Annotated in this window: 3 protein-coding genes; all 3 read left to right on the top strand. The window is 71.2% G+C overall.

Annotation, left to right across the window (positions count from 1 at the left end):
• The first annotated feature begins 1 nt into the window (after position 1).
• From NR810_RS39590 to NR810_RS39600, 3 genes are read left to right on the top strand one after another with little or no spacing between them, the layout of a single operon-like run.
• On the top strand, positions 2–15,583 hold the full coding sequence (locus NR810_RS39590; protein ID WP_257460229.1) for a type I polyketide synthase: 15,582 nt from the start codon (positions 2–4) through the stop codon (positions 15,581–15,583).
• The gene (locus tag NR810_RS39595; RefSeq protein ID WP_257460230.1) at positions 15,580–22,035 is read left to right on the top strand and encodes a type I polyketide synthase; all 6,456 of its coding nucleotides are present in this window, start codon (positions 15,580–15,582) and stop codon (positions 22,033–22,035) included. The genes NR810_RS39590 and NR810_RS39595 overlap by 4 nt, the downstream gene beginning before the upstream one ends.
• Entirely contained in the window at positions 22,032–26,579 is a 4,548-nt protein-coding gene (locus tag NR810_RS39600; protein ID WP_257460231.1) for a non-ribosomal peptide synthetase, read from the top strand. The genes NR810_RS39595 and NR810_RS39600 overlap by 4 nt, the downstream gene beginning before the upstream one ends.
• Positions 26,580–26,634 lie beyond the last annotated feature (55 nt).

Consider the following 26,634-nt stretch of genomic DNA (forward strand, 5'->3'; position numbering starts at 1 on the left):
CATGGCAAACCGCAACGACGAGTCCAGCGAGCTGTCTCCCGCCAAGCGCATGCTGGTGGCGTTGGAGAAGATGCAGGCCCGGCTGAACGCCGTGGAGGGAGCCGCGAAGGAGCCCATCGCCATCGTGGGAATGGCGTGCCGCTTCCCCCAGGCGGAGAACGTGGAGGCCTTCTGGCGGTTGCTCCACGACGGTGTCGATGCCGTGCGGGAGATCCCGCTCGATCGCTGGCCGCAGGAGGAGGCCGCCGGCATCGGTGATGGGGCCATGCGATGGGGGGGTTACCTGGACGCGGTGGATGCCTTCGACCCGGGCTTCTTCGGGATCTCCCCCCGCGAGGCGGTGCGGATGGATCCCCAGCAGCGCCTGCTGCTCGAGGTGGCGTGGGAGGCGCTCGAGGATGCCGGCCTGGACGTGGACAAGCTCTCGGGCAGCCGCGGCGGCGTCTTCATCGGTGCCTGCAATGACGACTACCACTGCATGCAGGTGGATCGTCCGGAGACGGGAGACGCGTTCAGCGCCACGGGCATCGCCACGAGCGTCCTCTCCGGCCGGCTGTCCTATCTCTTCAACCTGCAGGGGCCGAGCCTGGTGGTGGACACGGCCTGCTCGTCCTCGCTCGTCGCGCTCCACCTGGCCTGCCAGAGCCTGAGGGCCCGCGAGTGCAACATGGCGCTCGCTGGCGGCGTGAACCTGATCCTCTCGCCGCAGTCCGTGCTGCTCGTGTCCAAGCTGCAGGCCCTGTCGCCCGATGGCCGCAGCAAGGCCTTCGATGCCTCCGCCAATGGCTTCACCCGCGGCGAAGGGTGTGGCGTCGTCATCCTCAAGCGGCTCTCCGATGCGCTCGCGGACGGTGATCACATCCTGGCGACGATCCGCGGCTCGGCGATCAACCAGGACGGCAAGTCGACGGGGCTGACCGCTCCCAACGTGCTCTCGCAGCAGGCGCTCATCCGTCAGGCCCTGGAGAACGCCGGGCTGAAGGCGGAGCAGGTGAGCTACGTGGAGGCGCACGGCACCGGCACCTCGCTCGGCGATCCGATCGAAGCGGAGGCGCTGCGCGAGACCTACGGCGTCCCGCGCCCGGACGGTGGGGTGTGCGGCATCGGCTCGGTGAAGACCAACGTGGGACACCTGGAGGCCGCCGCGGGCGTGGCGGGGCTCATGAAGGTCGTCCTCGCGATGCGCCACCAGCACATCCCGCCGCACCTGCACCTCAAGCAGCTCAACCCTCGCATCCAGCTCGAGGGCAGTGCGCTCACCATCCCCACCCGGCTCACGCCCTGGCAGGCCTCCGGGCAGCCGCGCCGCGCGGGTGTCAGCTCGTTCGGAATCAGTGGCACCAACGCCCATGTCATCCTCGAGGAGGCACCCCAGCCCGCGGTGAGGCCCTCGCTGCCGCTGCGCCCGGAGCTGCTGCCCCTGTCCGCGCGCAGCCGCGAAGCGCTCCAGGCCCTCGCGGAACGCTACGCGGAGCGCCTGGGCCGTGACGGGGGCGCGAGCCTCTCCGACGTCTGCTACACCGCGTCCGCTCATCGCACGCACCATCCCCACCGCCTCGCGGTGCTGGCGGACTCTCGCGAGCGCACCGCGGAGCGGCTGCGGGCGTTCGCGCGAGGAGAGCTGCCGGGTGACGCCTGGGCGGGCCGCAAGGCGTTCGGCGTGCGCCGGAAGATCGTCTTCGTCTACCCGGGGCAGGGCGCGCAGCGGGCCGGGATGGGCCGGGCGCTGATGGAGAGCGAGCCGGTGTTCCGCGACGCGCTCGTCAAGGTGGACCAGGTGTTGCGGCCCCATCTGGGCTGGAGCGTGCTCGACGAGATCGCCGTGGAGGAGTCGCGCTCGCGTCTGGGCGAGATCGACATCAACCAGCCGGTGCTCTTCGCGGTCGAGGTGGCCCTCACGGCCCTGTGGCGCTCGTGGGGAATCGAGCCCGATGCCGTGATGGGACACAGCATGGGCGAGGTGGTCGCGGCGCACGTGGCCGGGGCGCTGAGCCTCGAGGACGCCGCCTTCATCATCTGCCATCGCAGCAAGCTCATGCGCACCCTGGGGGGACGGGGTGCCACGATGGCCATGGTCGAGCTCTCGGTGGAGGAGGCCGAGGATGCCATCCGTCCCTGGAGCGGAAGGATCTGGCTCGGCGGCTTGAATGCTCCCCGCTCGCAGGTGTTGTCGGGAGAGCCGGAGGCGGTCAAGGAGGCGGTCGCGGCGCTCGAGCAGCGCGGTGTGTTCTGCCGCTGGGTGAAGATGGATGTGCCGTCACACACCCCGCTGGTGGAGGTGATCAGCCGGGAGCTGGAAGGACGGATCGCGCGCATCAAGCCCCGCCCGGCGGAGATTCCCCTCTGCTCCACCGTGACGGGGGAGTTCCTCGATGGGGCGAAGCTGGACGCCGCCCACTGGGGGAACAACCTCCGCCTCCCGGTGCGCTTCGCGGCGGCGGCGCAGCGGCTCCTCGCGGGTGAGTACGACACCTTCGTCGAGGTGAGCCCTCACCCCGTCCTGCTCCCTGCCGTCGAGCAGACGATGAACGCGGTGAGCAGGGAGGGGACGGTGCTCGCGTCCCTCCGGCGTGGAGAGGAAGAGCGGCACACGATGCTTGCCTCGCTCGGCGCCCTCTATGCCTCGGGCCACCGCGTCGCGTGGAACCGGGTGTATCCGGGCAAGGGCCAGCTCGTGCCGCTGCCCACGTATCCCTGGCAGCGTGAGCGCTTCTGGCTGGAGCCCGCCTCCCGGGGTGCGCGCTCGCTGCGGACCACCTCCGGACATCCGCTCGTCGGCGAGCGCATCGACCTGTCCGCGCAGGGGGATGTCGCGCGCCTCTGGCAGGTGCAACTGGGGCCGAAGCACGTCCCCCTGCTCGCGGAGCACCGCGTCCAGGGTGTGCCCGCGCTGCCCGCGGCGGCCATGGTCGACATGGCGCTGAGCGCGGCGAGGCAGGCGCTCGGGGGCCCGGCCTTCCTCGAGGATGTGAGCTTCAGCGCGCTCCTGTCGTTCCCCGAGGACGAGGAGCGGGTCCTTCAGCTGTGGCTCTCGACGGAGCGCCCGGGAGCGAGCGCGTTCCGGCTCTTCAGCGCACCGGTCGTGCGCGAGGGAACGTCCTCCGGGTTGACCTGGACGCTCCATGCCGAGGGCACCCTGCGGCACGGTGATGCGTCCGTCGTGGAGGACGCGGCTCCGGCCGGGCTCGAGGAGCTCCGCGCGCGCTGCGGCGAGCAGGCCTCTGTCGAGGCGCACTACCAGACCCTCCGGGAGATCGGTCTGGAGTACGGCCCGAGCTTCCGCGTGGTGCGGGAGCTGTATCGGGTGAAGGGAGAGGCGCTCGGCCGCGTGCGGCTCGACGACGAGCTGACGGCGGAGGTGGAGCGCTACGACCTGCACCCGGCGCTGCTCGACGGCTGCTTCCAGGTCCTGGCGGCGGCGCTCGAGGGACTCGATGGCGAGGGGGGCGTCTACGTGCCCGTGGCGCTCTCGCGGCTGCGGGTCCTGGCGCGTCCGGAGGCCGGGCTCTGGAGCCATGTCCGGATCGTCGATGGCGCCTCCGCGGGCTCGAGCGTGGTCGAGTGTGATGTCACGCTCCTGGACGAGCAGGGTGGGGTGGTGGCCGAGGTGCGGCGGCTGGTGTGCAAGAAGATCAGCGCCGCCAGCGCGCCGGCCGACGAGGTGGGCCGTTGGATCTACTCCGTCCAGTGGCAGCCGCAGCAGCGCTCGGCTCGGACCGAGGAGGGGAGTTCGCGGAGGGAGGGCCGTTGGCTCGTCTTCGCGGATGCGCGGGGCATCGGCCAGTCGCTGACCGCCGCGCTCGCGGAGCGCTCCGGGGGCTGTGTCGTGGTGGAGGCGGGGTCCTCCTACGAGCGGCTCGGGGAGGATCGCTACCGCATCAATCCCGCCAGGCTCGAGGACTTCCAGACGCTCCTCCGGGAGGCTTTCAGCGAGCAGTCGCCGTGCAGGGGCATGGTGCACCTCTACGGGCTCGATGCGTCCGACGCGAAGGAGCCCGAGTCGCTCGAACACGCGTTGTCCCTGAGCTGCACCAGCGTGGTGTACCTGCTGCAGGCGTGGGCGCAGCGCGGATGGCGCGATGCGCCGCGGCTGTGGTTGGTGACGTCGGGTGTCCAGGTGCTCGCCCAGGGCGAGCGGCCCGGCTCCCCGGCCGCCGCGCCCCTCGTGGGCCTCGCGGCGGTGATCACCCATGAGCACCCCGAGCTGCGCTGCGCGCACGTGGACTTGAGCGCGCTGCCCTCACCCGAGGAGCTCGCCTCCCTCTCCGAGGAGCTCCTGGCCGACGGAGCGGAAGATCGGATCGCCCTGCGTGGGGCGGCGCGCCATGTCGCGCGGCTGGGACGTGGGACGTCCGGGCGGGAGGCGTCGAAGCCTCTCGAGCTCACGGCGGATGATACCTACCTCATCACCGGCGGCCTGGGTGGGCTGGGGCTGGAGGTGGCGAAGTGGCTCGTCCAGAGGGGCGCCCGGCACCTGGTGCTCACCGGGCGTGGCGTTCCCTCCGCGGAGGCGGAGCGGGTGTTGGAGGAGCTCCGGGCGAGCGGTGCCGGGGTGCGCGTCCACCGTGCGGACGTCACGAGCGACGCCGACGTGGTGCGCCTGCTCGAGTCGATCGACGCGGAGCCTCGACCGCTGCGCGGCATCGTCCACGCGGCCGGCGTCATCGCCGATGGCGTGCTGACGCAACTGGATGAGCCGCGGCTGCGCACGGTGCTGGCGCCGAAGGTCCAGGGCGCGTGGAACCTGCATGTGCGGACGCAGGGCCGCCCGCTCGACTTCTTCGTGATGTTCTCCTCGGCGGCGTCGGTGCTGGGCTCGCCGGGCCAGGGCAACTACGCGGCGGCCAACGCCTTCATGGACGCGCTCGCGCATCACCGGCGCGCGGCGGGACTCCCCGCGTTGAGCGTCAACTGGGGACCGTGGGCCGACGTGGGGCTCGCCGCCGCGGCGACGAATCGCGGTGAGCGCCTGGCCCTCCGGGGCGTGGGCAACATGCCGCCAGCGCAGGCACTCGAGGCGCTCGGCCGTCTCCTGGTGCGGGAGGTCGCGCAGGCGGTCGTGGTGCCGCTCGACCTGCGGCAGTGGCGCGAGTTCTATCTGAGCGCGGCACAGGCGCCCTTCCTCTCCGTGCTGATGCAGGAGCGGGTGGGGGGCACCCCCTCGCCCAAGGGCAGTGCGCGCGAGCTGCTCGCGGCGGCGGAGCCGGATCAGCGGCGCGGGCTCCTGGAGGCCTACCTGCGCGAGCAGCTCGGACGCATCCTCCGCATGGAGCCGGATCGCATCGAGCCCGATCTGCCCTTCGGCGAGCAGGGGATGGACAGCCTGACGGGCCTGGAGCTGCGCAACCGCATCGAGTCGGGGCTGAAGCTCACGTTGTCCGCGACGCTCATCTACGCCTACCCCACGGTGGAGGCGCTGACGACGCACCTGTTCGGCAAGCTGGAGCCCCTGCTCGAGGCCGAGGCGCGCTCCGTGGCCCGCCCGGCGAAGAGCGAGACCCGGTCCTCGCCAAAGGTGACGAAGGCGCGGGACTCGGCAGCCGAGGGACTCGAGCCCCTCGCCATCGTCGGCATCGGCTGCCGCTTCCCGGGTGGCGCCAACGAGCCGGAGGCGTACTGGCGGCTGCTGTCCGAAGGGGTGGATGCCGTCCGCGAGGTCCCCGCCGATCGCTGGCGGAGCAGCACGGACGCCGCGGAGCACAAGGGCACGCGCTGGGGCGGCTTCCTCGATCGCGTGGATGGCTTCGATCCGGAGTTCTTCGGGATCGCCCCTCGCGAGGCCGTGGCCATGGATCCGCAGCAGCGCCTGCTGCTCGAGGTCGCCTGGGAGGCGCTCGATGATGCCGGCCTGCCGAGGTCGCGTCTGGCGGGCACCCGGACGGGCGTCTTCGTCGGCGTGTGCGGCTACGACTACGCCATGCTGCAGGCGGAGCGTGGCGTCGAGGGAGACGTCTACTCGGTCATCGGCTGCTCCAACAGCGTGATCGCCGGGCGGCTCTCGTACCTGCTGGATCTGCGCGGCCCGGCCATGTCCGTGGACACGGCCTGCTCGTCCTCGCTCGTGGCGTTGCACCTGGCCAGCCAGAGCCTGCGCAACCGCGAGTGCGACGCGGCGCTCGTGGGTGGCGTCAACCTGCTCCTCTCTCCGCGTCCGAGCTCCTGGCTCTCCAAGCTCCTGGCGCTGTCTCCGGACGGGCGCTGCCGGACCTTCGATTCGAGGGCCAATGGCTTCGTCCGCGGCGAGGGCTGCGGCGTCGTCGTGCTCAAGCGGCTCTCCGATGCGCTGGCCCAGGGGGACAACATCCTCGGGGTGATCCGCGCCTCGGCCGTGAACCAGGACGGTGGCTCCACCGGACTGACGGCCCCCAACGTGCTGTCCCAGCAGGCGCTGATCCGCGAGGCCCTGGCGGCGGCCCGTCTGTCGCCCCGCGACATCGGCTACGTCGAAGCCCACGGCACCGGCACGCCGCTCGGGGATCCGATCGAGGTCGAGGCCCTGCGGGAGACCTATGGCGTCCGGCGCGAGGACGGCTCCCCCTGCTTCCTCGGCTCCGCCAAGACGAACATCGGGCACCTGGAGGCCGCGGCCGGCATGGCGGGCCTCATCAAGGTCCTCCTCGCCCTGCGGCACGAGGCCATCCCGAAGCACCTGCACTTCCAGGCGCTCAACCCCCGCATCTCGCTCGAGGACACGCCGTTCGTCATCCCGACGCGGCTTCAGCCGTGGCCCGCCTCCCAGCGGCGCCGGTACGCGGCCGTGAGCTCCTTCGGCATCAGCGGGACCAACGCGCACATCATCCTCGAGGAGCCGCCCACGCCGTCGCGTGCGCAGCCGGCCGCCGAGACCGCGGCCCAACTCCTCGCCCTGTCCGCGCGGAGCGAGGGCGCGCTGCGGGCACTCGCGCGCTCGTACCATGCGCTCCTGGCCGGACCGGGGAACGAGAGCCTCGCGTTCGAGGACATCGCCTACACCGCCTCGCTCCGGCGCAATCACCACGAGCACCGTCTCGCCGTGGCCGGACGCTCCAAGCGGGAATGGGGCGAGCAGCTCCAGGCCTTCCTCGAGGGCTCGGCGCCGCCGTACCTCTCCACGGGTGTCGCCGAGGGCCGGCGGGACAAGGTGGTCTTCGTCTTCGGTGGCCAGGGCTCGCAGTGGCAGGGCATGGGGCGGGATCTGCTCGCGCGGAGCGAGCCCTTCGCCGCCGCGCTGCGCGAGTGCGACATGCTCCTCGCCCAGCACACCGGGTTCTCGATCATCGAGGCGCTCGAGGCGGAAGGCCCCGCGTCGAGGCTGGACGAGACGGAGGTGGCGCAGCCCGCCATCTTCGCGATCCAGGTCGCGCTCGCGGCGGCCTGGCGCGCGCTCGGTGTCGTCCCGGCCGCCGTCGTGGGTCACAGCGTGGGCGAGATCGCCGCCGCGCACATCTCCGGGGCGCTGAGTCTGCCCGAGGCGGCGCGCCTGGTGGCGCATCGGAGCCGCCTGATGCAGCGGGCCACTGGAAAGGGCCGCATGGCCGCGGTCGAGCTCTCGCCCGAGGAGGCCCGGCACGAGCTCGAGCGTTACGCGGATCGGCTGTCCATCGGGGCCATCAATGATGCCCGCTCCGTGGTCCTCTCCGGCGAGCCGGCGGCTCTCGGTGAGGTGCTCGAAGCCCTGCGCGCGCGTGGCATCTCCACGCGGGACCTTGGCGTCAACTACGCGTTCCACAGTCAGCAGATGGCACCGCTCCAGCCCGAGCTGGTCGAGGTGTTGGGACGTCTCGAGACGCGGCCTGGCTCCATCACCATGATCTCGACCGTCAGCGGCCGGGCCATCGATGGCCAGGCGCTCGACGCGGCCTATTGGGCGAGCAACATCCGTGAGGCGGTGCGTTTCTCCGACGCCGTGGACACCCTGCTCGACGAGGGCCACCGGCTCTTCGTGGAGCTCGGGCCGCAGCCGGCGCTCAGCCGGTACGTCTCCCAGGCACTCGCGCGCCGCGAGCTGGGGGGCGCCGCGGTGCCCTCCCTGCGCAAGGGGCGGGATGGCCACACGGTGATGCTCGGCGCCCTGGGTGGGCTCCACGTGAAGGGCTTCTCCGTGGACTGGGCCCGGCTCTTCCCCTCGGGAGGGAGCCTGGTCTCGCTGCCTCTGTATCCGTGGCAGCGCTCCCGGTACTGGATCGACCTCGGCGACTCCGTGCCGAAGGCCCCCGCTTCGATCGCCGCGAGCAGTGGTGCTCAGGCTTCGGGCACCACCCGGCCGGACGATTGGGTCTACGACCTCACGTGGCAGGCGCGTGAGCGCGGGGCGGTTGCTCCGCGTGCGCGGCAGGAGGCCGGGGCGTGGCTCATCCTCGGCCATCGCGAAGGCACTGGCGCCGCGCTGGCCGCGCTGCTCGAGCAGCGGGGCGAGCCGTGCTGGTTGATCATCCCCGGGGATGAGGAGTCGGTGCAGGGCCAGCGGGTGCGGTCGATCGATCCGCGACGCCCCGAGCACTTCGAGCGCCTGCTCCAGGAGGTCGGTCCGGTTCGAGCCGTCGTGCACCTGTGGGGTGCGGACGCTCCGTCCTCCTCGGAGCCCTCGCTCGCGGAGGTCGAGTCCGCGCAGCAACTGGGAGTCCACTCAGCGGTGCGCCTCATGCAGGCCCTGGTGAGGGGTGGCTCCGCGAACGGTGCCCGGCTGTGGCTGTGCACTCGTGGCAGCCAGCCGGTGGGCGGAGTCGCATGCGCTTCACCCCTGCACGCGCCCATGTGGGGCCTGGGGCGGGTCATCGCCCTCGAGCACCCGGCGGCCTGGGGCGGGCTGGTGGATCTGGATCCGAGCGCTCCGGCGGGTGAGGTGGAGGCGCTGTGGCGCGAGCTGTCCGGCTCCGATGGGGAGGATCAGGTCGCCTTCCGCGGTGGGGCCCGGTACATCGCGCGTCTCGTCTCCGCGCCTCCGGCGCCCGCGCTCGCGCCCGTCACGCTGCGCGCCGACGCGACGTACCTCATCACCGGTGGTCTGGGTGGGCTGGGGCTGCATGTGGCCAGGTGGATGGTCTCCAAGGGCGCGCGGCACCTGGTGCTGCTGGGCCGGCGGAGCCTGCCCGATCGCGCCACGTGGCCGGAGCTTCCCCGCGAGGGGGATGTCGGCCGGCAGCTCGCCGCGATCGAGGCGATGGAGGCCCAGGGGGCCACCGTGCTCGCCCTCAGCGCGGACGTGGGTGACCCGGCTCGTATGGCGGAGGTCCTCGAGTCGATCCATCGAGGCCCGGCTCCGCTGAAGGGCATCATCCACGCCGCTGGCGTCTCCACGCTCGTGCCGCTCGAGACGATGGACGAGACGGCGCTCGCCTCCATCCTGCGTCCGAAGGTGCTCGGGGGTTGGGTGCTCCACCAGCTCACGCGCGAGCTGGAGCTGGACTTCACCGTCTACTTCTCGTCTGGCTCGGCCGTGTGGGGCTCGGCCCGGATGGCGCACTACGCCGCGGGCAACCAGTTCCTCGACGCGCTCGCCCACTACCGCCGCGCGCGGGGGCAGCATGCGCTGAGCATCAACTGGGGGCCCTGGGCCGCCGAGGGCATGGTCGCCGAGGAGGGGTTGCGCTGGTTCGAGCGCATGGGCCTCCGGGGTGTCACCGTGGAGGGCGGGCTCCAGGTGCTCGAGGCACTGCTCGCCATGGACGTGACCCAGCGCAGCGTCGCGCCGGTCGACTGGAGCCTCTTCAAGTCCGTCTACGAGTCGCGGTCGCGCAGGCCCCTGCTGGAGGCACTCGGCCAGGCTCCGGCGCCTTCGGCTTCCGAGCCGCGCCCGGTGGAGCAGGCCGCCGGAAGCGAGGAGCTGGCGCAGTTGCGCAACGCCTCGCCCGCGCGCCGCAAGGAGCTGGTGATCTCCTGGGTCCGTGAGGAGGTGGCCCGGGTGCTTGGCTTCCCGTCGAGCGCCTCGGTCAAGCTGGAGCAGGGCTTCTTCGAGACGGGCATGGACTCGATCACCGCCCTGGAGCTGCGGCGGCGGCTGGCGGCCCGGCTCGGTGTCCAGCTCGCGTCCACGATCGCCTTCGATCGTCCCTCCGTGCTGGCACTCGCTTCCCACATCCTGCAGGACGTGCTCCGGCTGGACGTGGAGGTGAAGGAGGAGGCCGCGCGCGCCACGAGCAGCTCGAACGAGCCGATCGCGATCATCGGCATTGGCTGCCGGGTGCCACAGGCCTCGGGTCCCGAGTCCTTCTGGCGGCTGCTGGAGGGCGGCGTGGACGCCATCCGGGAGGTGCCCGCTTCGCGCTGGAAGCTCGACGACTACTACGACCCACAGCCGGGCGTTCCGGGGAAGACCTACACCCGGTGGGGTGGCTTCCTGGATGGAGTCGATCAGTTCGACGCCCAGTTCTTCGGGATCGCCCCTCGCGAGGCGGCGAACATGGACCCGCAGCAGCGTCTGCTGCTGGAGGTGGCCTGGGAGTCGCTGGAGCACGCGGGGATCGCCCCGGCGCGCGTGGCCAACACCCGCACCGGCGTGTTCATCGGAATCGGCAGCAACGAGTACGCGATGCTCCACGGGGTGGGGAGTGCCTCGGCCCCGGGTGACGCCTATATCGCCACGGGCAACGACTCGAGCTTCGCCGCCGGCCGCCTGGCCTATGTGCTCCGGCTCCAGGGTCCGACGATGAGCTTGAACACCGCATGCTCCTCGTCGCTGGTGGCCGTGCACCTGGCCTGCCAGAGCCTGCGCTCCGGCGAGAGCAACCTGGCGCTCGCCGGTGGCGTCAACCTGACGCTGGCTCCGCACTCGACCATCTACCTCGCGCAGCTCCGGGCCCTGTCCCGGGATGGACGGTGCAAGACCTTCGATGCCTCCGCGGACGGCTACGTGCGCAGCGAGGGTTGCGGCATCGTGGTCCTCAAGCGCCTGTCCGATGCGAAGCGGGATGGAGATGACATCCTCGCCGTCATCCGCGGCTCGGCCGTCAACCACGATGGTCCGAGCAGCGCGCTCACGGTTCCCAACGGCGAGGCCCAGCAGCAGGTCGTCCGCGCCGCCCTGGCCAGCGCCGGCGTCAAGCCCGCGGACGTGGACTACATCGAGGCGCACGGAACGGGCACGTCGCTCGGCGATCCCATCGAGGTCCGGGCGCTGGCCAGGGTGCTCGGTGAGGGACGCACGCCCGAGCAGCGGCTGCTCATCGGCTCGGTGAAGACCAGCATCGGCCACCTGGAGGCGGCGGCGGGCATCGCCGGTCTCATCAAGGTCGTCCTCTCCCAGCGGCACGGGGTGGTTCCGCCGCACCTGCACCTCGAGCGCCTCAACCCGCACATCGAGCTGGACGGCTTCCCGCTGGACATCCCGACGCGGCCCACTCCGTGGCCCGAGCGCTCGCGCCCGCGGATCGCCGGCATCAGCGCCTTCGGCCTGAGCGGCACCAACGCGCACGTCATCGTGGAGGAGGCGCCCCGGCCCGAGCCTGTCGCGGCGGCCCAGCCCGAGAGCCGCCCGCGCGTGCTCGCGCTCTCGGCGAAGACGAAGGGCGCGCTCACGCAGCTCGCGACGCGGGTCGGTGAGCACCTCGCCGCGAACCCGGCGCTGGCGCTCGCGGATGTGTGCCACGCGGCGAACACGCAGCGCACCTCGTTCCCGCACCGGCTCGCGCTCGTCGCGGGGTCGACGGAGCAGGCCCGGGAGCGGCTGCTGGCGTTCGCACGCGGGGAGGAGGTCCCCCGGCTGGTCCAGGACCGCGCCGAGGGCGAGGCCCCCAAGGTCGTCTTCGTGTTCACGGGCCAGGGCGCGCAGTACGCGGGCATGGGCCGGGAGCTGTACGAGACCGAGCCCGTCTTCCGGGCGGCCCTGGATCGGTGCAACGCGCTGCTCGGGGGCAGGTGGGGTGAGTCCCTCCTGTCGGTGATGCACGGGGCGGGCTCGCGGATCGACGAGACCGAGTACACGCAGCCGGCCCTCTTCGCGCTGGAGTACGCCCTGGCGGAGCTGTGGCGCTCCTGGGGGGTCGAGCCCTGGGCCGTGCTGGGACACAGCGTCGGCGAGTACGTCGCCGCCTGCGTGGCGGGGGTGATGGAGCTCGAGGAGGCCCTCGGGCTCATCACCGAGCGCGCGCGGCTCATGCAGGCGCTGCCGCGCGATGGCGAGATGATGGCCGTCTCCGCGAGCGAGGAGCAGGCCGCGGAGGCACTGGCTCCGTACGCGGATCGGGTCTCGATCGCGGCGGTCAACGGGCCGGCGGACACCGTGCTCTCCGGCGAGCGCGAGGCGGTGGAGACCATCGCCGCCTCGTTGCAGGCCAGGGGCATCAAGACCCGGCGGCTCACCGTGTCGCACGCGTTCCACTCGCCGCTCATGGAGCCCATGCTGGATGCCTTCGAGCGCGCGGCCGGGAAGATCTCCTTCCGCGCGCCTCGCATCCACCTGGCCTCCAATGTCACGGGCCGGATTCTCGAGGACGGCGCCGTGCTCGACGCCGCGTACTTCCGCCGCCACGTGCGCGAGGCGGTGCGCTTCCACGACGGGCTGAAGGCGCTCCGGGCGCTCGGCGGCACCGTGTTCGTGGAGGTCGGTCCGCACCCGACGCTCACCGGCATGGCGCTCAAGGGGCTCGGGGATGACGCGGGCACCTGGCTGCCCTCGCTGCGCAAGGGTCTTCCCGAGCAGCCGCAGATCCTCTCCAGCCTGGGGGCGCTCTACACCCAGGGCGTGGCGGTGGATTGGGCCGCGGTGGATGGTGAAAGCCCCCGGTCGCGCGTCGCGCTTCCGACCTATCCGTGGCAGCACCAGCGGCACTGGCTGGAGACGCCCAAGGCGTCCCGCCCGGCCTCGCCCGTCACGAGCGCACAGGCGCTCGTCGGACAGCGTGTGCGCTCGCCCTTGAACAAGGCGATCGTCTTCGAGGGCCGCTACAGCGCGCAGTCGTTGCCCTTCCTCGATGAGCACCGGCTCTACGGGACGATCGTCGTGCCCGGCTCGTGCCACATCGCGCGCATCCTCGCGACCGCCGCCCAATCGCTCGGCGTGGGGCCGTACACCATCGAGAAGTGCCTCTTCTCGCAGCCCATCGTGCTCGCGGACGATGAGGAGCAGCTCGTCCAGCTCGTCCTCGCGCCCAAGGGACAGGGCCGGTACGACTTCGAGCTCTACAGCCTCTCCGCGTCCGCCGACGAGGAGACCGAGGGCTGGCTGCTGAATGGCACGGGCTCGCTGCAGGTGGGCGGAGAGGGGCCCGCGCGTCCGGCGCCCCTGTCGCGGCAGGAGATCGAGGCGCGCTGCTCGCGCCACGTGGATTCCGGCATCTACGAGCGGAACTGGGACATCGGGTTCCACCTCGGCCACGCGTTCCGGTGGATCGAGCGCATCTGGAGTGGCGGGCGCGAGGCGCTCTGCCAGATGCGCCCGCTGTCGGAGCGGGATGACCGGGGGCTGTACATCCACCCGGGCCTCGTCGACTCCTTCCTACAGGCGATGGGCACGGATCTCATCCGCGACGACGCGCAGTTGAGCACCGTCTACGTGCCGATCTCGGTGGAGCGCTTCCGCTTCCACGAGCGGCCGAGCGGCCCCGTGTGGGCGTACGCCGTGCGGCGGGACGCCGAGGACACCGTGGGTGAGGTGATCACCGGCGACGTGTACGTGGTCGACGCCGAGGGGCGGGTGCTCATCGAGATCGAGGGCCTGAAGCACAAGCGCGCCCCGCGCGAGGCGCTGATGGCGGTGCTGCGCCATGGCCAGCGCGATACGCTCCACGAGCTCGGTTGGAAGCGTCAGCCCCTGCCCGACGGAGTGCCCGGGCTCGGCCGCTGGATCGTGTTCGCGGACACGGAGGGCACCGCGGAGGCACTCGCGGAACGGCTCCGGTGGAGTGGTTGCCGCCCCGTGCTGGTCCACCCGGGAGAGGCGTTCGTCCGCCACGACGCGGATCGCTTCACCCTCGACGCCCGGCGCGCCGAGGACTACGCGCGGCTGCTCGAGGAGGCGGTGCCACCGGGCGAATCGCTCGGTGGCGTCGTCCACCTCTGGGGGCTGCGCGGGCCACGCGGAGAGGATGTGGAGTCGCTGCACGCGGCGCACCTGTTGGGTTGTGGCAGCGCGCTGCATCTGGTCAAGGCACTGGTGGGCTCTTCCTCCGCCGCTCGCCTCTGGCTGGTGACCCGCGGAGCCCGCGCCCTCTCGTCCGGCTCGAGGCCGCTCGCGCTGGAGCAGGTCCCGCTCTGGGGTCTGGGCGTCGTCTTCTCGCAGGAGCATCCCGACCGGTGTGGTGCGCTCATCGACCTCGATCCCGCTGCCTCCGAGCAGGATGCACTGGCGATCTGGCGTGAGCTCAGCGCCTCGGATGGCGAGCGGCAGGTGGTGATCCGCGAGGGCCAGCGCCACGTCGCGAGGATGCGCGCGGCGCGTGACGAGCAGCGGGATGCGCCACGGTTGCTGCCGGACGCGAGCTACCTGATCACGGGTGGACTCGGTGGGCTGGGCCTCTCGCTCGCGCGGTGGATGGTGGATCAGGGCGCGCGCAACCTCGTGCTCATCGGGCGCGGCGGGCCCAGACCGGAGGCTCAGGAGTCCCTCCGCGCCCTGGAGGCCGCCGGAGCGAGGATCCTCGTCCTCCAGGCGGATGTGTCGAAGCGGGAAGACGTCCGCCGGACGCTCGGGGAAGCGGGGAAGCTGGCCCCCTTGCGCGGCGTGGTCCATGCGGCGGGTGTCCTGGACGACGGCGTCCTCCTGCAGCAGGACTGGGAGCGCTTCGCCCGGGTGCTCGCACCCAAGGTGGACGGCGCGTGGCACCTGCATGAGTTGACCCGGGGCGAGGAGCTCGACTTCTTCGTGCTGTTCTCGTCGGCGGCGACACTGCTCGGCTCGCAGGGGCAGGGCAGCTACGCGGCGGCCAATGCCTTCCTGGACGCGCTGGCGCATCACCGGCACACCCTGGGGCTGCCGGCGTTGAGCATCAACTGGGGCCCCTGGGCAGAGGTCGGCATGGCCGCGCAGCTCGCGTCCCGCTTCCAGGCGCAGGGCATCGAGGCCTTCACGCCGGACGTGGCGCTGCGGGCATTCGGCCGGGTGCTCGGCCACGGGCAGCCGCAAGTCACCCTCATGCGGGTCCACTGGTCGCGCTACCTCGAGCAGTTCCCGCGGGGCGCGGCGCCGACCCTGCTCGCGGAGCTCTACGGCCGGGTGGTGGCCGGGCCCGAGGGCGAGCACGCGTCTTCCGAGCTCCGGCGCCGGCTCGAGAAGGCGGAGCCACGCCAGCGCCTGTCGCTGCTGCTGGAGCACGTGCAGGGCGAGGCGGTGCGGGTGCTCGGCCTGGATGCGTCGTCCCCGCTGGAACCCCGGCAGCGGTTGTTCGAGGTGGGCATGGACTCGCTGATGGCGCTCGAGCTCCGCAACCGCCTGCAGAACACCGTGGGGGCGTCGCTGCCGTCGACCCTGGTCTTCGACTACCCGACGGCCGAGGCGCTCGCGAGCTACCTGCACGACGAGGTCCTCGGCCTGGAGACGCAGACGGATGGAAGCGCGCAAGGGGAGGCCCAGGACTCGGCGCTCCTCGAGCGCATCATGGAACTGTCGCAGGAAGAGCTCGCCGCCTCCCTGGAGGCGAAGCTCTCGGCCCTGATGGAAGAAGGATCATGAGCAAGCAGGAAAAGCCAGCCGAGCCCTCCGCGCTGCAGCGCGCCGCGTTGCTCGTGGAGAAGTTGCAGACACGTCTCGAGGCGGTGGAGCGTGCCCGCACCGAGCCGATCGCCGTCATCGGGATGGGGTGCCGTTTCCCGGGCGGCGCCAACGATGGTCCGTCGTACTGGAAGCTGCTGCGCGACGGCGTGGATGCGATGCGCGAGGTGCCCGAGTCCCGCTGGGACGTGCCCGGCCATTACGATTCCCGCCGGGGTGTCCCCGGCAAGATGTACGGAATCAAGGGTGGCTTCCTCGACGACGTGGAGCGCTTCGATGCCGGGTTCTTCGGCATCTCTCCCCGGGAGGCGGCGAGCCTGGATCCGCAGCAGCGGCTCGTCCTCGAGGTCGCGTGGGAGGCGCTGGAGAACGCGGGCCTGACGCCCGAGCGGCTCGTGGGCAGCAAGACGGGCGTCTTCATGGGCGTGATGTCCAGCGACTACATGGCGCGCCTGCTGAAGGAGAACGACCCGACCCTCCTCGACGGGTACACGGCGACGGGCAACGGGTACAGCTTCGTTCCGGGCCGCCTCTCCTACGTGCTCGGGTTGCAGGGGCCGTGCATGCCGGTCGACACCGCCTGCTCGTCCTCACTGGTCGCCATCCACCTGGCCAGCGAGAGCCTCCGGGCGGGTGAGTCCAACCTGGCGCTGGTGGGCGGGGTCAACCTGATCCTCTCTCCGGAGACGACGATCTGCCTGTGCAGCATGCAGGCGCTCGCGAGCGATTGCCGGTGCAAGACGTTCGATGCCTCCGCGGATGGATACGTGCGCGGTGAGGGCTGTGGCGTCCTCGTGCTCAAGCGGCTCTCGGATGCGCAGCGCGATGGCGATTCGATCCTCGCGTTGATCCGCGGCTCCGCCGTCAACCATGACGGTGCCAGCGGAGGACTGACCGTCCCCAACGGGCCGGCGCAACAGGCGGTCATCCAGCGGGCGCTCGACAACGCGCGCATCGCCCCGGCCCTCGTGGGTTACATCGAGGCCCATGGTACCGGCACGCCACTCGGGGATCCGATCGAGCTCCGGGCGCTCGGCGCCGTGCTCGGCAAGGGGCGCCCGGCGGACAGGCCCTTCTACATCGGGTCGGTGAAGACGAACATCGGCCACCTCGAGCCGGCCGCGGGTATCGCCGGGGTCATCAAGACGATCCTCTCGTTGCAGCACAAGGAGATCCCCCCGCATCTGCACTTCCACACCCCCAACCCGCATGTGGAGTGGGAGCGCATTCCGGCGCGAGTCCCCGTCGAGCGCGTCCCCTGGCCGGCCCACGAGGGGCGGCGCATCGCAGGAGTGAGCTCCTTCGGGCTGAGTGGGATCAACGCGCATGTGGTGGTGGAGGAGGCTCCCGCCCCCACCAGCACCGCCGCACCGGCCGAGGACGGGAGGCCGCAGCTCGTCGTCCTGTCCGCGAAGACGCCGCGGGCGCTGTCCACCCTGGCGGAGACGTGGAGCTCGTTCCTGAAGAGCGAGGAGACGGGGTCGCTCGCCGACATCGGCTACACCTCGACGCTCTGCCGCACGCATCACGACCACCGGCTCGCCCTCGCGGCGAGGTCCAGGCAGGAGCTCATCGAGCAGCTCCAGGCCTTCGCCGCCGGGGAGAGCCATGACGGCCTGTCCTCGGGGCGCCGGGGCGCGGGGTTGGCGCAGAAGATCGTCTTCGTTTTTCCGGGGCAGGGCTCGCAGTGGCTCGGAATGGGACGGAGGCTGTACGCGGAGGACGCCACGTTCCGGGAGGCCATCGACCGTTGCCATGAGGCGATGCGCCCTCATGCGGACTGGTCCCTGCGCGAGCTCCTGACGGTCCCCGAGCAACAGCCCCGCTGGAATGACATCGACGTCATCCAGCCGACGCTGTTCGCCTTGCAGGTGGCACTCGCGGCGGTGTGGCGCTCGTTCGGTCTGGAGCCTCACGCCGTGGTGGGGCACAGCATGGGAGAGGTCGCCGCGGCGCACGTCGCGGGGGCGCTCTCACTGGAGGACGCGGCGCGCATCATCTGCGAGCGCAGCAAGCTGCTCAGACGCGTCAGTGGCCAGGGGGCCATGGCCGTCGTGGAGCTCACCCGGGAGCAGGCGGAGGCGGAGCTCCGGGGAGCGGAGGATCGGATCGCCATCGCGGTCAGCAACAGCCCGAAGTCGACGGTGCTCTCGGGAGACCCGGCCGCGCTGAAGGAGGTGCTGGAGCGTCTTCAGAAGCGTGAGGTGTTCTGCCGTTGGGTGAAGGTGGACGTGGCCTCGCACAGCCCGCAGATGGATCCGCTGCGGCAGGAGTTGCTGGAGCGGATGGCGGCCATCCGCCCCACCGGGAGCTCGGTGCCGCTCTATTCCACGGTGACGGGGGCACCCATCGATGGCCGCGAGCTGGGTGCCTCGTACTGGGTGCGCAACCTCCGCCAGCCCGTGCTGTTCGCCGATGCGGTCCAGCGCCTCATCCAGGATGGAAACGTCCTGTTCATCGAGCTGAGCCCCCATCCCATCCTCGTGCCCTTCGTGGATGCGATGTTGCGGGAGGGGGACACGTCCGGGCGGGGGCTCGTGGTTCCAAGCCTGCTCCGGGAGCAGGAGGAGTGGCATTGCCTGCTCTCGTCCCTGGGCGCGCTGTCGACCCGGGTGGACCGCGTGGACTGGCTCCGGCTGCATCCGAACAAGCGGCGCCGGGTCGCGCTCCCCACGTATCCGTGGCAGCGCGAGCGGCATTGGTTGGATCTGGAGCCCTCCGGGCGGGTCCGGGTCATGCGCGGGAGGTCCGGAGGCCATCCGCTCCTGGGGTCCTCGTTCACGACCTCCGTGCACGAGGAGACCCGCTTCTGGGAATCCGCGCTGAGCGCGACGGAGCCGTCGTACCTGGCGGATCACCGCGTGAGTGGAGCGGTGGTGGTGCCGGGCGCGGCCTATCTGGAGATGGCGCTCTCGGCGGCGCGTGAGGTGTCCGGAGAGACGGCGCACGAGCTCGTCGACACCTCCTTCAAGGAAGGGCTGCTGCTGCCGGAGGGGCAGGCGCGCGTGGTCCAGATGGCGCTGAGCGACGAGGGCGGGGGAGCCCTCTCGTTCCAGCTCTCGAGCCAGAAGGCGAGCACGGAGGTGGGCACTCCGGCGGGCTGGATGGCGCACGTCATGGGGCGGATCCGTCCCCTTCCGGGAGGACAGCCGGCGCGGGCTCCCGAGCCGCTCGACACGATCCGGGAGCGTTGCCCCGAGGTGATCGCCCAGGCCGCGCACTACGAGGAGCTGGCAAACCGTGGGGTGGCCTACGGACCCGCGTTCCAGGGAGTGCAGCAGGTGTGGCGTGGCCGCGCGGAGGCGCTCGGGCACGTGCGCCTGCCGGAGCCGCTCGCGGCGGGGGCCTCGGCGTATCGAATCCATCCCGCGCTGCTGGATGCGTGCTTCCAGTTGGTGGCCGCGGCCGTTCCCCAGGAGGATCTCACGCCTGACTCCGGCCCCGCCGTGCCCGTGGCGCTCGCCAGCCTGCGGCTTCACGAGCAGCCAGGGACGGAGGTCTTCTGCCACGTGCGGCTGCGGCCGGGGGAGGGCGCGCGGAGGGGTGTGTACGAGTTCGACCTCGTGCTGTGTGACGCGTCCGGCCGGCTGCTGGTGGAGGCGCTCGGGCTGCGCATCCAGCGGTTGGAGGCACCGGCCGCGGAGCACGCGGGGAAGGATCTCTTCTTCGCGCTCGAGTGGCGGCATCAGCCCGGAGTCCAGCCGGCCCTCGCCGAGGCTCCCAAGGCGAGCGGGCGCTGGTTGCTCGTCACTGACGGCAGCGAGCTCGCTGGCGCCGTCGAGTCCCTGCTGCGATCGCGCGGCGGAGACGTCTTCCGCGTCGTGGATGCGTCACCCCACGCGATCGACGGCGTGCTGGCGGAGGCGTTCGGCGGGGGCGTGGTTCCCCGTGGGGTGATCCAGCTCGCCGGGATGGAGTCGCGCGAGGTGGATCCGATGGTGGATCCGATGAAGGCGTGCGGCGGCGTGCTGCACCTCGTCCAGGCGCTCTCCCGGGCGGGCCTGTCGAGTCCGCCCAGGCTGTGGCTCGTCACGCGCGGTGTGCACCATGGCTCCGCCAGCGGGTCGGCCTCCGGCGTGGTGCAGGCCGCGCTCTGGGGCCTGGGCCGCACACTCGCGCACGAGCACCCCGAGCTGAAGTGCACGCGCGTGGACGTCTCCGCCGCGATGGGTCCCGGTGACGCGGGAGCGGCGCTGGTGCGCGAGCTGCTCGTGGCCGACGCGGAGGAGGAGCTCTCCCTTCGCGCGGATGGACGCCACGTCGCTCGCATCGTGCGGGGCGCTCCTGGCAGGGCGCCCAGCGAGGCCGTGGTCCCGGCGGGAGGGCGGCCCTTCCGCGTGGAGCACGATGCACGAGGGCACCTGGAGCTCAGAGCCGGAGCGCGGCGTCCGCCCGGGCCGGGGGAGATCGAGCTCGAGGTCGAGGTGGCGGCCCTGGGGCGTCCCGGCGAGAGCGCCGGGCCGGAGCGGTGGGACGGGGAGGGGAGCCTCATCGGGTGCAGTGGTCGGGTCGTGGCCCTCGGCGAAGGCGTGGAGAACGTCGCGGTGGGAGATGAGCGGATCGCCCTGGTGACGTCGGGCCTGGGCTCGCACGTGAGTGTTCCCGTCGCGTGCACCGCCGCACGTCCACCGTCGTCCCCGTCCGGGGAAGCCGCAGTGCTCACGGCGGCCGTCCTGCCTGTCTGGTACGCGCTGTTCCACCTGGGACGGCTCGAGAGGGGAGGCCGCGTGCTGATCCTCGGGGCCGGGAGTGGGCCTGGGCGTGCCGCGGTCAAGCTGGCCAGCTGGGTGGGGGCGGAGGTCATCGCCACCGCCACGACGGACGAGCAGCGCGCATCCCTGCGGGAGCTCGGGGTCGAGCGGATCGTGGATCCGGGCGATGACTCGTTCGTCACCCGGCTCGTGGACATGACCGGGGGACGTGGGGTGGAGCTGGTCGTCGTCGCGCCGGGCGCGGCCGGGCTCGAGCGGAGCCTGTCCGTGCTGGGCGAGGGGGCTCGTGTCCTCGATCTGCGTGCGCCGGGAGTGTCGGCCCATGCCGGTGGTGCGAACGTCGCCTGGTGCGTGGTCGACGTGCTGGCGCTCGCCCGCCGCGGGCCCGGACGGTTCGCCCGCCTCTGGCAGGAAGTGCGGGACGCGCGCGAGTCGAGGGGCCTCACGTTGCCGAAGGATGCGATCACCCTCACCCTGAACGATCCGAAGGCGCGCGTCGTGGTGCCCGCGGCTGAGGCTCGCCGGCTTCGCGCCGATGGGACGTACCTCATCACCGGAGGACTCGGTGGGCTCGGTCTCTCGGTGGCGAAGTGGATGGCGGAGCAGGGCGCGGGCCACCTCGTGCTCGTCGGGCGCGATACAGCCCTGACCCCGGAGCAGCAGGCGTCGGTGGCGGCGCTCGAGGCCACCGGGGCGCGCGTCCGGGTGGCCCGGGCCGACGTGTCCGACCGGACACAGCTCGCCCAGGTGCTCTCGGAGATCGCGCGAGGCGGGCCTCCCCTGCGGGGCATCCTCCACGCCGCTGGCGTGCTGGACGATGGTGTCCTGATGCAGCAGACGGTGGAGCGGTTCCGCCGCGTGATGGCCCCCAAGGTCCTCGGCGGCTGGAACCTGCATGTCCTGACGCGGGAAATGCCGCTCGACTTCTTCGTGCTGTACTCGTCGGCGGCCTCCCTGTTCGGAGCACCGGGGCAGGGCAACTACGTGGCCGCCAATGCCTTCCTCGATGCGCTCGCCCACCATCGCCGGGCGCTCGGACTGCCCGGACTGAGCATCAACTGGGGACCCTTCTCGGAGGTCGGTCTGGCCGCGGCTCAGGCCAACCGGGGAGCGCGTCTCGCCCAGCGGGGCTCGGACAGCCTGACGCCCGCGCAGGGGAACGCGCTCCTCGGGCGGCTGCTCGATGGCGATGTGACCCAGATGGCGGTCATGCCGCTCGAGCTCCACAAGTGGGTGGAGTTCTATCCCCGCGCACGCTCCTCCCCCTGGCTGTCGGAGCTGGTCCCGGCCGGCGCGGGCGCGGGGTCTGGTGGAGCGAGGGACGTGGCCCTGCTCGAGACACTGCGGACGGCGACCCAGGAGGAGGCGCGGGTGGCACTGGAGCAGTTCGTCCGGGAGCAGCTCGCCCGGGTCCTCCGCCTGGACTCCGCGCGCATCGATCCGCAGGTGCCGCTCCAGGGCTTTGGCCTCGACTCCCTGATGGGGCTCGAGCTGCGCAACCGCCTGGAGTCGGGGTTGGGGCTGTCGTTGCCGGTCTCGTTGATCTGGAAGCACCCGACGCTGGCCGCGCTCTGCGAGCATCTCCTGGGTGAAGTCATGGATCGCACCCTGGCCGAAACGCTCGCGAGGGCGGGTGCGGGTGCCGAACCGGTGGCGGATGAGACCGCCGCCGCGGATGACACAGAGGTCTTTGTCCTATGAGTGTACGGGATTTGTTGGGCACCCTCGCGGCCAAGGGGGTGCGCCTGCGGGCCGATGGAGACAAGCTCGTGGTCGAGGCGGGCAAGGCCGTCCTCACCCCGGAGCTGCGCGCGGAGCTGTCGGCGCACAAGGGAGACATCCTGGCGTTCCTGCGCAAGCACTCCTCTCGGGAGGAGGCTGGCGGCGAGGCGGGACGGACCCTCGCGAGGCCAGAGGTCCTCCCTCTGTCCAGCGGGCAGGAGCGGCTCTGGTTCCTCGATCGTCTCTCGCCCGGTACGTCGCAGTACAATGTCCATCTGGGCATCCGCGTGCGCGGCGCGCTCGACCCCCAGGCGCTGCGCCGGAGCCTGGACGAGATCGTCCGGCGGCACGAGGTGCTCCGGACGCGGTTCCCCGAGGTGGAGGGGAGTCCCCGGCAGGTCATCGCGTCCCCCGAAACCGGTGTGGAGCTGACGCTCGTGGAGTTGCCGGGGCTCACGGAGCGGGAGCGCGAGGAGGAGCTCCAGCGGCTCTCGGACGAGCTGGCCCGGCGGCCCTTCGAGCTGGCCAAGGGCCCACTCCTGCGTGTCACGCTCGTGGCACTGGGGGCCGACGACTTCGCCCTCTTCGTGACGAAGCACCACATCATCACGGATGGCTGGTCACTCGGCGTCTTCGTCCGGGAGTTGTCGGCGCTGTACGCCGCCTTCGTCAGGAGGCAGACGGCCGCGTTGCCGCCCGTGTCGATGCAGTTCGCCGACGCGGCCTTGCGCGAGCGTGCGTGGATGGCCGGAGAGTCGGGTGCCCGTGAGCGCACGTATTGGAAGGAGAAGCTCAAGGGTCTGCCTCCGCTCCAGCTCCCCGTGGATCATGTGGCCTCCACCTCCACGAGCCATCGCGGTGCCACCGTTCCCTTCTCCTTGCCGCCAGCGCTCAGCGAGGCCCTGCGGGAGCTCGCCAGCCGGGAAGGGTGCAGCCTGTTCATGGTGCTCTTCGCCGCGTTCTCGGCGCTCCTGCACCGGTACTCCGGACAGCCCGACTTCGGTGTGGGGACGGTGATCGCCAACCGGGGGAGCGTGCCGCCGGATCTCATCGGCTTCGTCGCCAACACCCTGGTGCTCCGGTGTGATCTGTCGGGCGGGCCGACCTTCGCGCAATGGCTGGCGCGTACCCGGAGGACCGTGCTCGAGGCGCTGGACCACCAGACACTGCCGTTCAGCGAGGTGGTGCAGTCGGTCGGCGCGCCGCGCGATGGTGGGCTCAACCCGCTGGTGCGTGCTTGCTTCACCCTGGAGAACATTCCAGCGCCGGCCCTCGATCTGCCGGGGACGAGCTGGTCGTTCCTGAATGGAGCGCCGGATGGCAGCGTGGAGGGGACGGCCAAGTTCGAGCTCTCGCTGATCATGGCCTCGGGGGAGAAGGGCCTGACCGGCATCCTCGAGTACTCGAAGGAGGTCTTCGACGCCTCGACGGCGGCGCGGATGGTGGGGCACTTCCAGGTGCTGCTCGAGTCCATCGTGGCCCACCCCGAGGCTCCGCTATCGAAGCTGCCGCTGTTGACGGCGGAAGAGCGAGGGAAGCTCCTCGTCGAGTGGAACGGTCCGGAGCTCGAGGTCCCGGCGGTGTGCATGCACGAGCTCGTGCAGGCGCAGGTGGAGCGGACTCCCCAGGCCGTGGCCGTGGTGAGCGGGCAGAGGACCCTCACCTATGCCGAGCTCAATCGCCGGGCGAATCAGCTCGCCCATCATCTGCGGCGGCTCGGCGTACGGTCCGAGGTGCGCGTCGGCCTCTGCGTCGAGCGCACGGAAGACGTCGTCATCGGGCTGCTGGCCATCCTCAAGGCGGGGGGCGCCTATGTCCCGTTGGATCCCGCATACCCGAAGGAGCGGCTGGCGCTGATCCTCGAGGATGCCCAGGTGCCGGTGCTGCTCACGCAGCAGCGCCTCGTCCCGGAGCTCCCCTCCACCCAGGCGCGCGTGGTGTGCCTGGACACGGACTGGCCAACCATCGGTGCGGAGCCGGACGGGAACCCCGAGCGCACCACGGCACCGGAAGCGCTCGCCTATCTCATCTACACCTCGGGCTCCACCGGCAAGCCCAAGGGCGTGATGATCGAGCACCGCAACGCCGTGGCCTTCCTGGTGTGGGCCATGCGCGTCTTCTCTCCGAGTCAGCTGGCGGGGACACTGGCCTCGACATCGATCTGCTTCGACCTGTCGGTCTTCGAGATCTTCACGCCCCTCTGCTGTGGCGGGAAGGTGATCGTCGCGAAGAACGCCCTGGAGTTGCCAGAGCTGCCCGCGGCCCGGGAAGTGACGCTCATCAACACCGTGCCATCGGCCATGGGCGCGCTCCTGCGAGCGCGTGCCGTGCCCCCCTCGGTGTCCATCGTCAACCTGGCGGGTGAAGCACTCGCGGGTGCGCTGGTCGATCAGATCCATCAGCTCGACCATGTGCGAGAGGTGTTCAACCTCTATGGTCCGAGCGAGACCACGACCTACTCGACGTTTACTCGTGTGGACCGCGGGCAGACGCCGACCATCGGGCGCCCCATCGGGAACACCCAGGTGTACGTGTTGGATCCGGACAGGGAGCCCATGCCCATCGGCGTGCCGGGCGAGGTCTACATCGGAGGCAGCGGAGTCGCGCGCGGATACCTGGGCCGGCCGGAGCTCACGGCGGAGCGGTTCGTCCACTCTCCTTTTGGTGGGGGCACCGAGGCCCGCATGTACAGGACGGGTGACCTGGCACGGTGGCTCCCGGACGGGCAGCTCGAGTACCTGGGCCGGATGGATCATCAGGTGAAGCTGCGTGGCTTCCGCATCGAGCTCGGGGAGATCGGCGCGGTGCTGATGGAGCACCCAGGGGTCCGCGAGGCCGTGGTGGTGGTGCGGGGGGAGGTGGGGGAGGACAAGCAGCTCGTCGCCTACGTGGTCTCGCGTGGCGAGAAGGCGCCCGCTCCGGGAGAGCTGCGTGACTACCTGAAGTCCAGGCTGCCCGAGTACATGGTCCCCTTTTCGTTCGTGAACCTCGACGCCATGCCACTCACTCCGAATGGCAAGGTGGATCGCGCCGCGCTTCCGGTGCCGGATCGCATGCGCTCGGGGTCGGCGAAAGAGCACGTCGCACCGCGGACCCCCGGAGAAGAGGCGCTGGCCGCCATCTGGCGCCAGGTCCTGGGTGTGGAGCGGGTCGGCGTCCACGACAACTTCTTCGAGCTCGGTGGTCACTCGCTCCTGCTCTACCGGGTGCTCGTCCTCGCACGCTCGGCGTCCGGCGCGGACATCCCACTGCGCGCCCTGCTGCGGGCGCCGACCCTGGAGGAGATGGCGCGGGTCATCGAGGCCGCGAGGACGGGCTCGCTGCCAGTCCACGATGTGCTGGCGGAGCTGGAGGCGGATGCCGTGCTCGAGGCAGGGATCGATCCGCGCGGGGTGCCGCCGCCGGTCGTGGGGGCCGCGCGCACCCTCCTTCTGACGGGCGCCACTGGTTTCCTGGGTGCCTTCCTTCTGGAGCAGCTCTGCCGCAAGACGGAGGCACGCATCTACTGCCTGGTGCGCGCCGCGACGGAGCAGGAGGGGATGCACCGGATTCGCAAGAACCTGGAGAGCTATTCGCTGTGGAGCGAGGCCCTGGCGTCCCGCATCGTCCCCGTCCGAGGGGATATCAGCCAGCCCCTGCTGGGGCTCTCGGAGACGGAGTTCCAGCGGCTCTCGGAAGAGATTGACGCGGTCTACCACAATGGTGCGCTCGTCAATTTCATCTATCCCTACGAGTCACTCCGGGCGGCCAACGTGCTCGGCACGCGGGAGATCCTCCGGCTCGCGACGCGGACCCGCATCAAGCCGCTGCACTACGTCTCGACGGTCTCGGTGTTGCCCCTGGGACGCAAGGATCCGATCCGGGAGGATGAGCCTCTGGATGGGCCCGCGAGCCTGGTGGGAGGCTATGCACAGAGCAAGTGGGTTGCCGAGAAGCTCGTGAGGGAGGCCTCTCGGCGTGGGCTCCCGGTCACCATCCTCCGGCCGGGGAGGGTCACCGGCGACAGTCAGACGGGTGCCTGGAACACGGACGATCTGGTGTGCCGTACCCTCAAGGGGTGCGTCCGGATGGGGATGGCTCCAAGCGTCGATGCCTTGCTCGACCTGACGCCTGTCGATTACGTCAGCAGCGCCATCGTCGAGCTCTCCCTGCGGCCGGAGTCGATCGGTCAGACCTATCACCTCGTGAATCCGCACCTCGTGCGCGCCGACGAGATGTGGAACCTCATGCGGGCCTTTGGCTACGGGTTGCGTGTCCTCCCCTATGACCAATGGCTCGCCGGGCTCGCCTCGGCGGCCGCGTCCGACAACGAGCTGGGAGATCTGCTCATGTTCCTTCAGCAGGTCCCGCCCGAGGACCGGAGTGTCGGAGGGCCACGGATGGTGGTCTGCGGTTGTGACCACACGCGGCAGGCCTTGAGAGGAACAGGGACGTCCTGCCCGCAGGTGGACACCACCTTGATCTCGACCTACCTCGCGTCTCTCGTGCGCCGCGGCTTCCTCGAGGCACCCGAGACGAGGTGACTCTCGGGACAAAGAGCGAGCGCCGGGTTCGACGGTCCCGGCGCCGCTCAGCTGC

Origin of the sequence: Archangium lipolyticum (assembly GCF_024623785.1) — a bacterium.
In the GTDB taxonomy this organism is placed as follows: Bacteria; Myxococcota; Myxococcia; order Myxococcales; family Myxococcaceae; genus Archangium; species Archangium lipolyticum.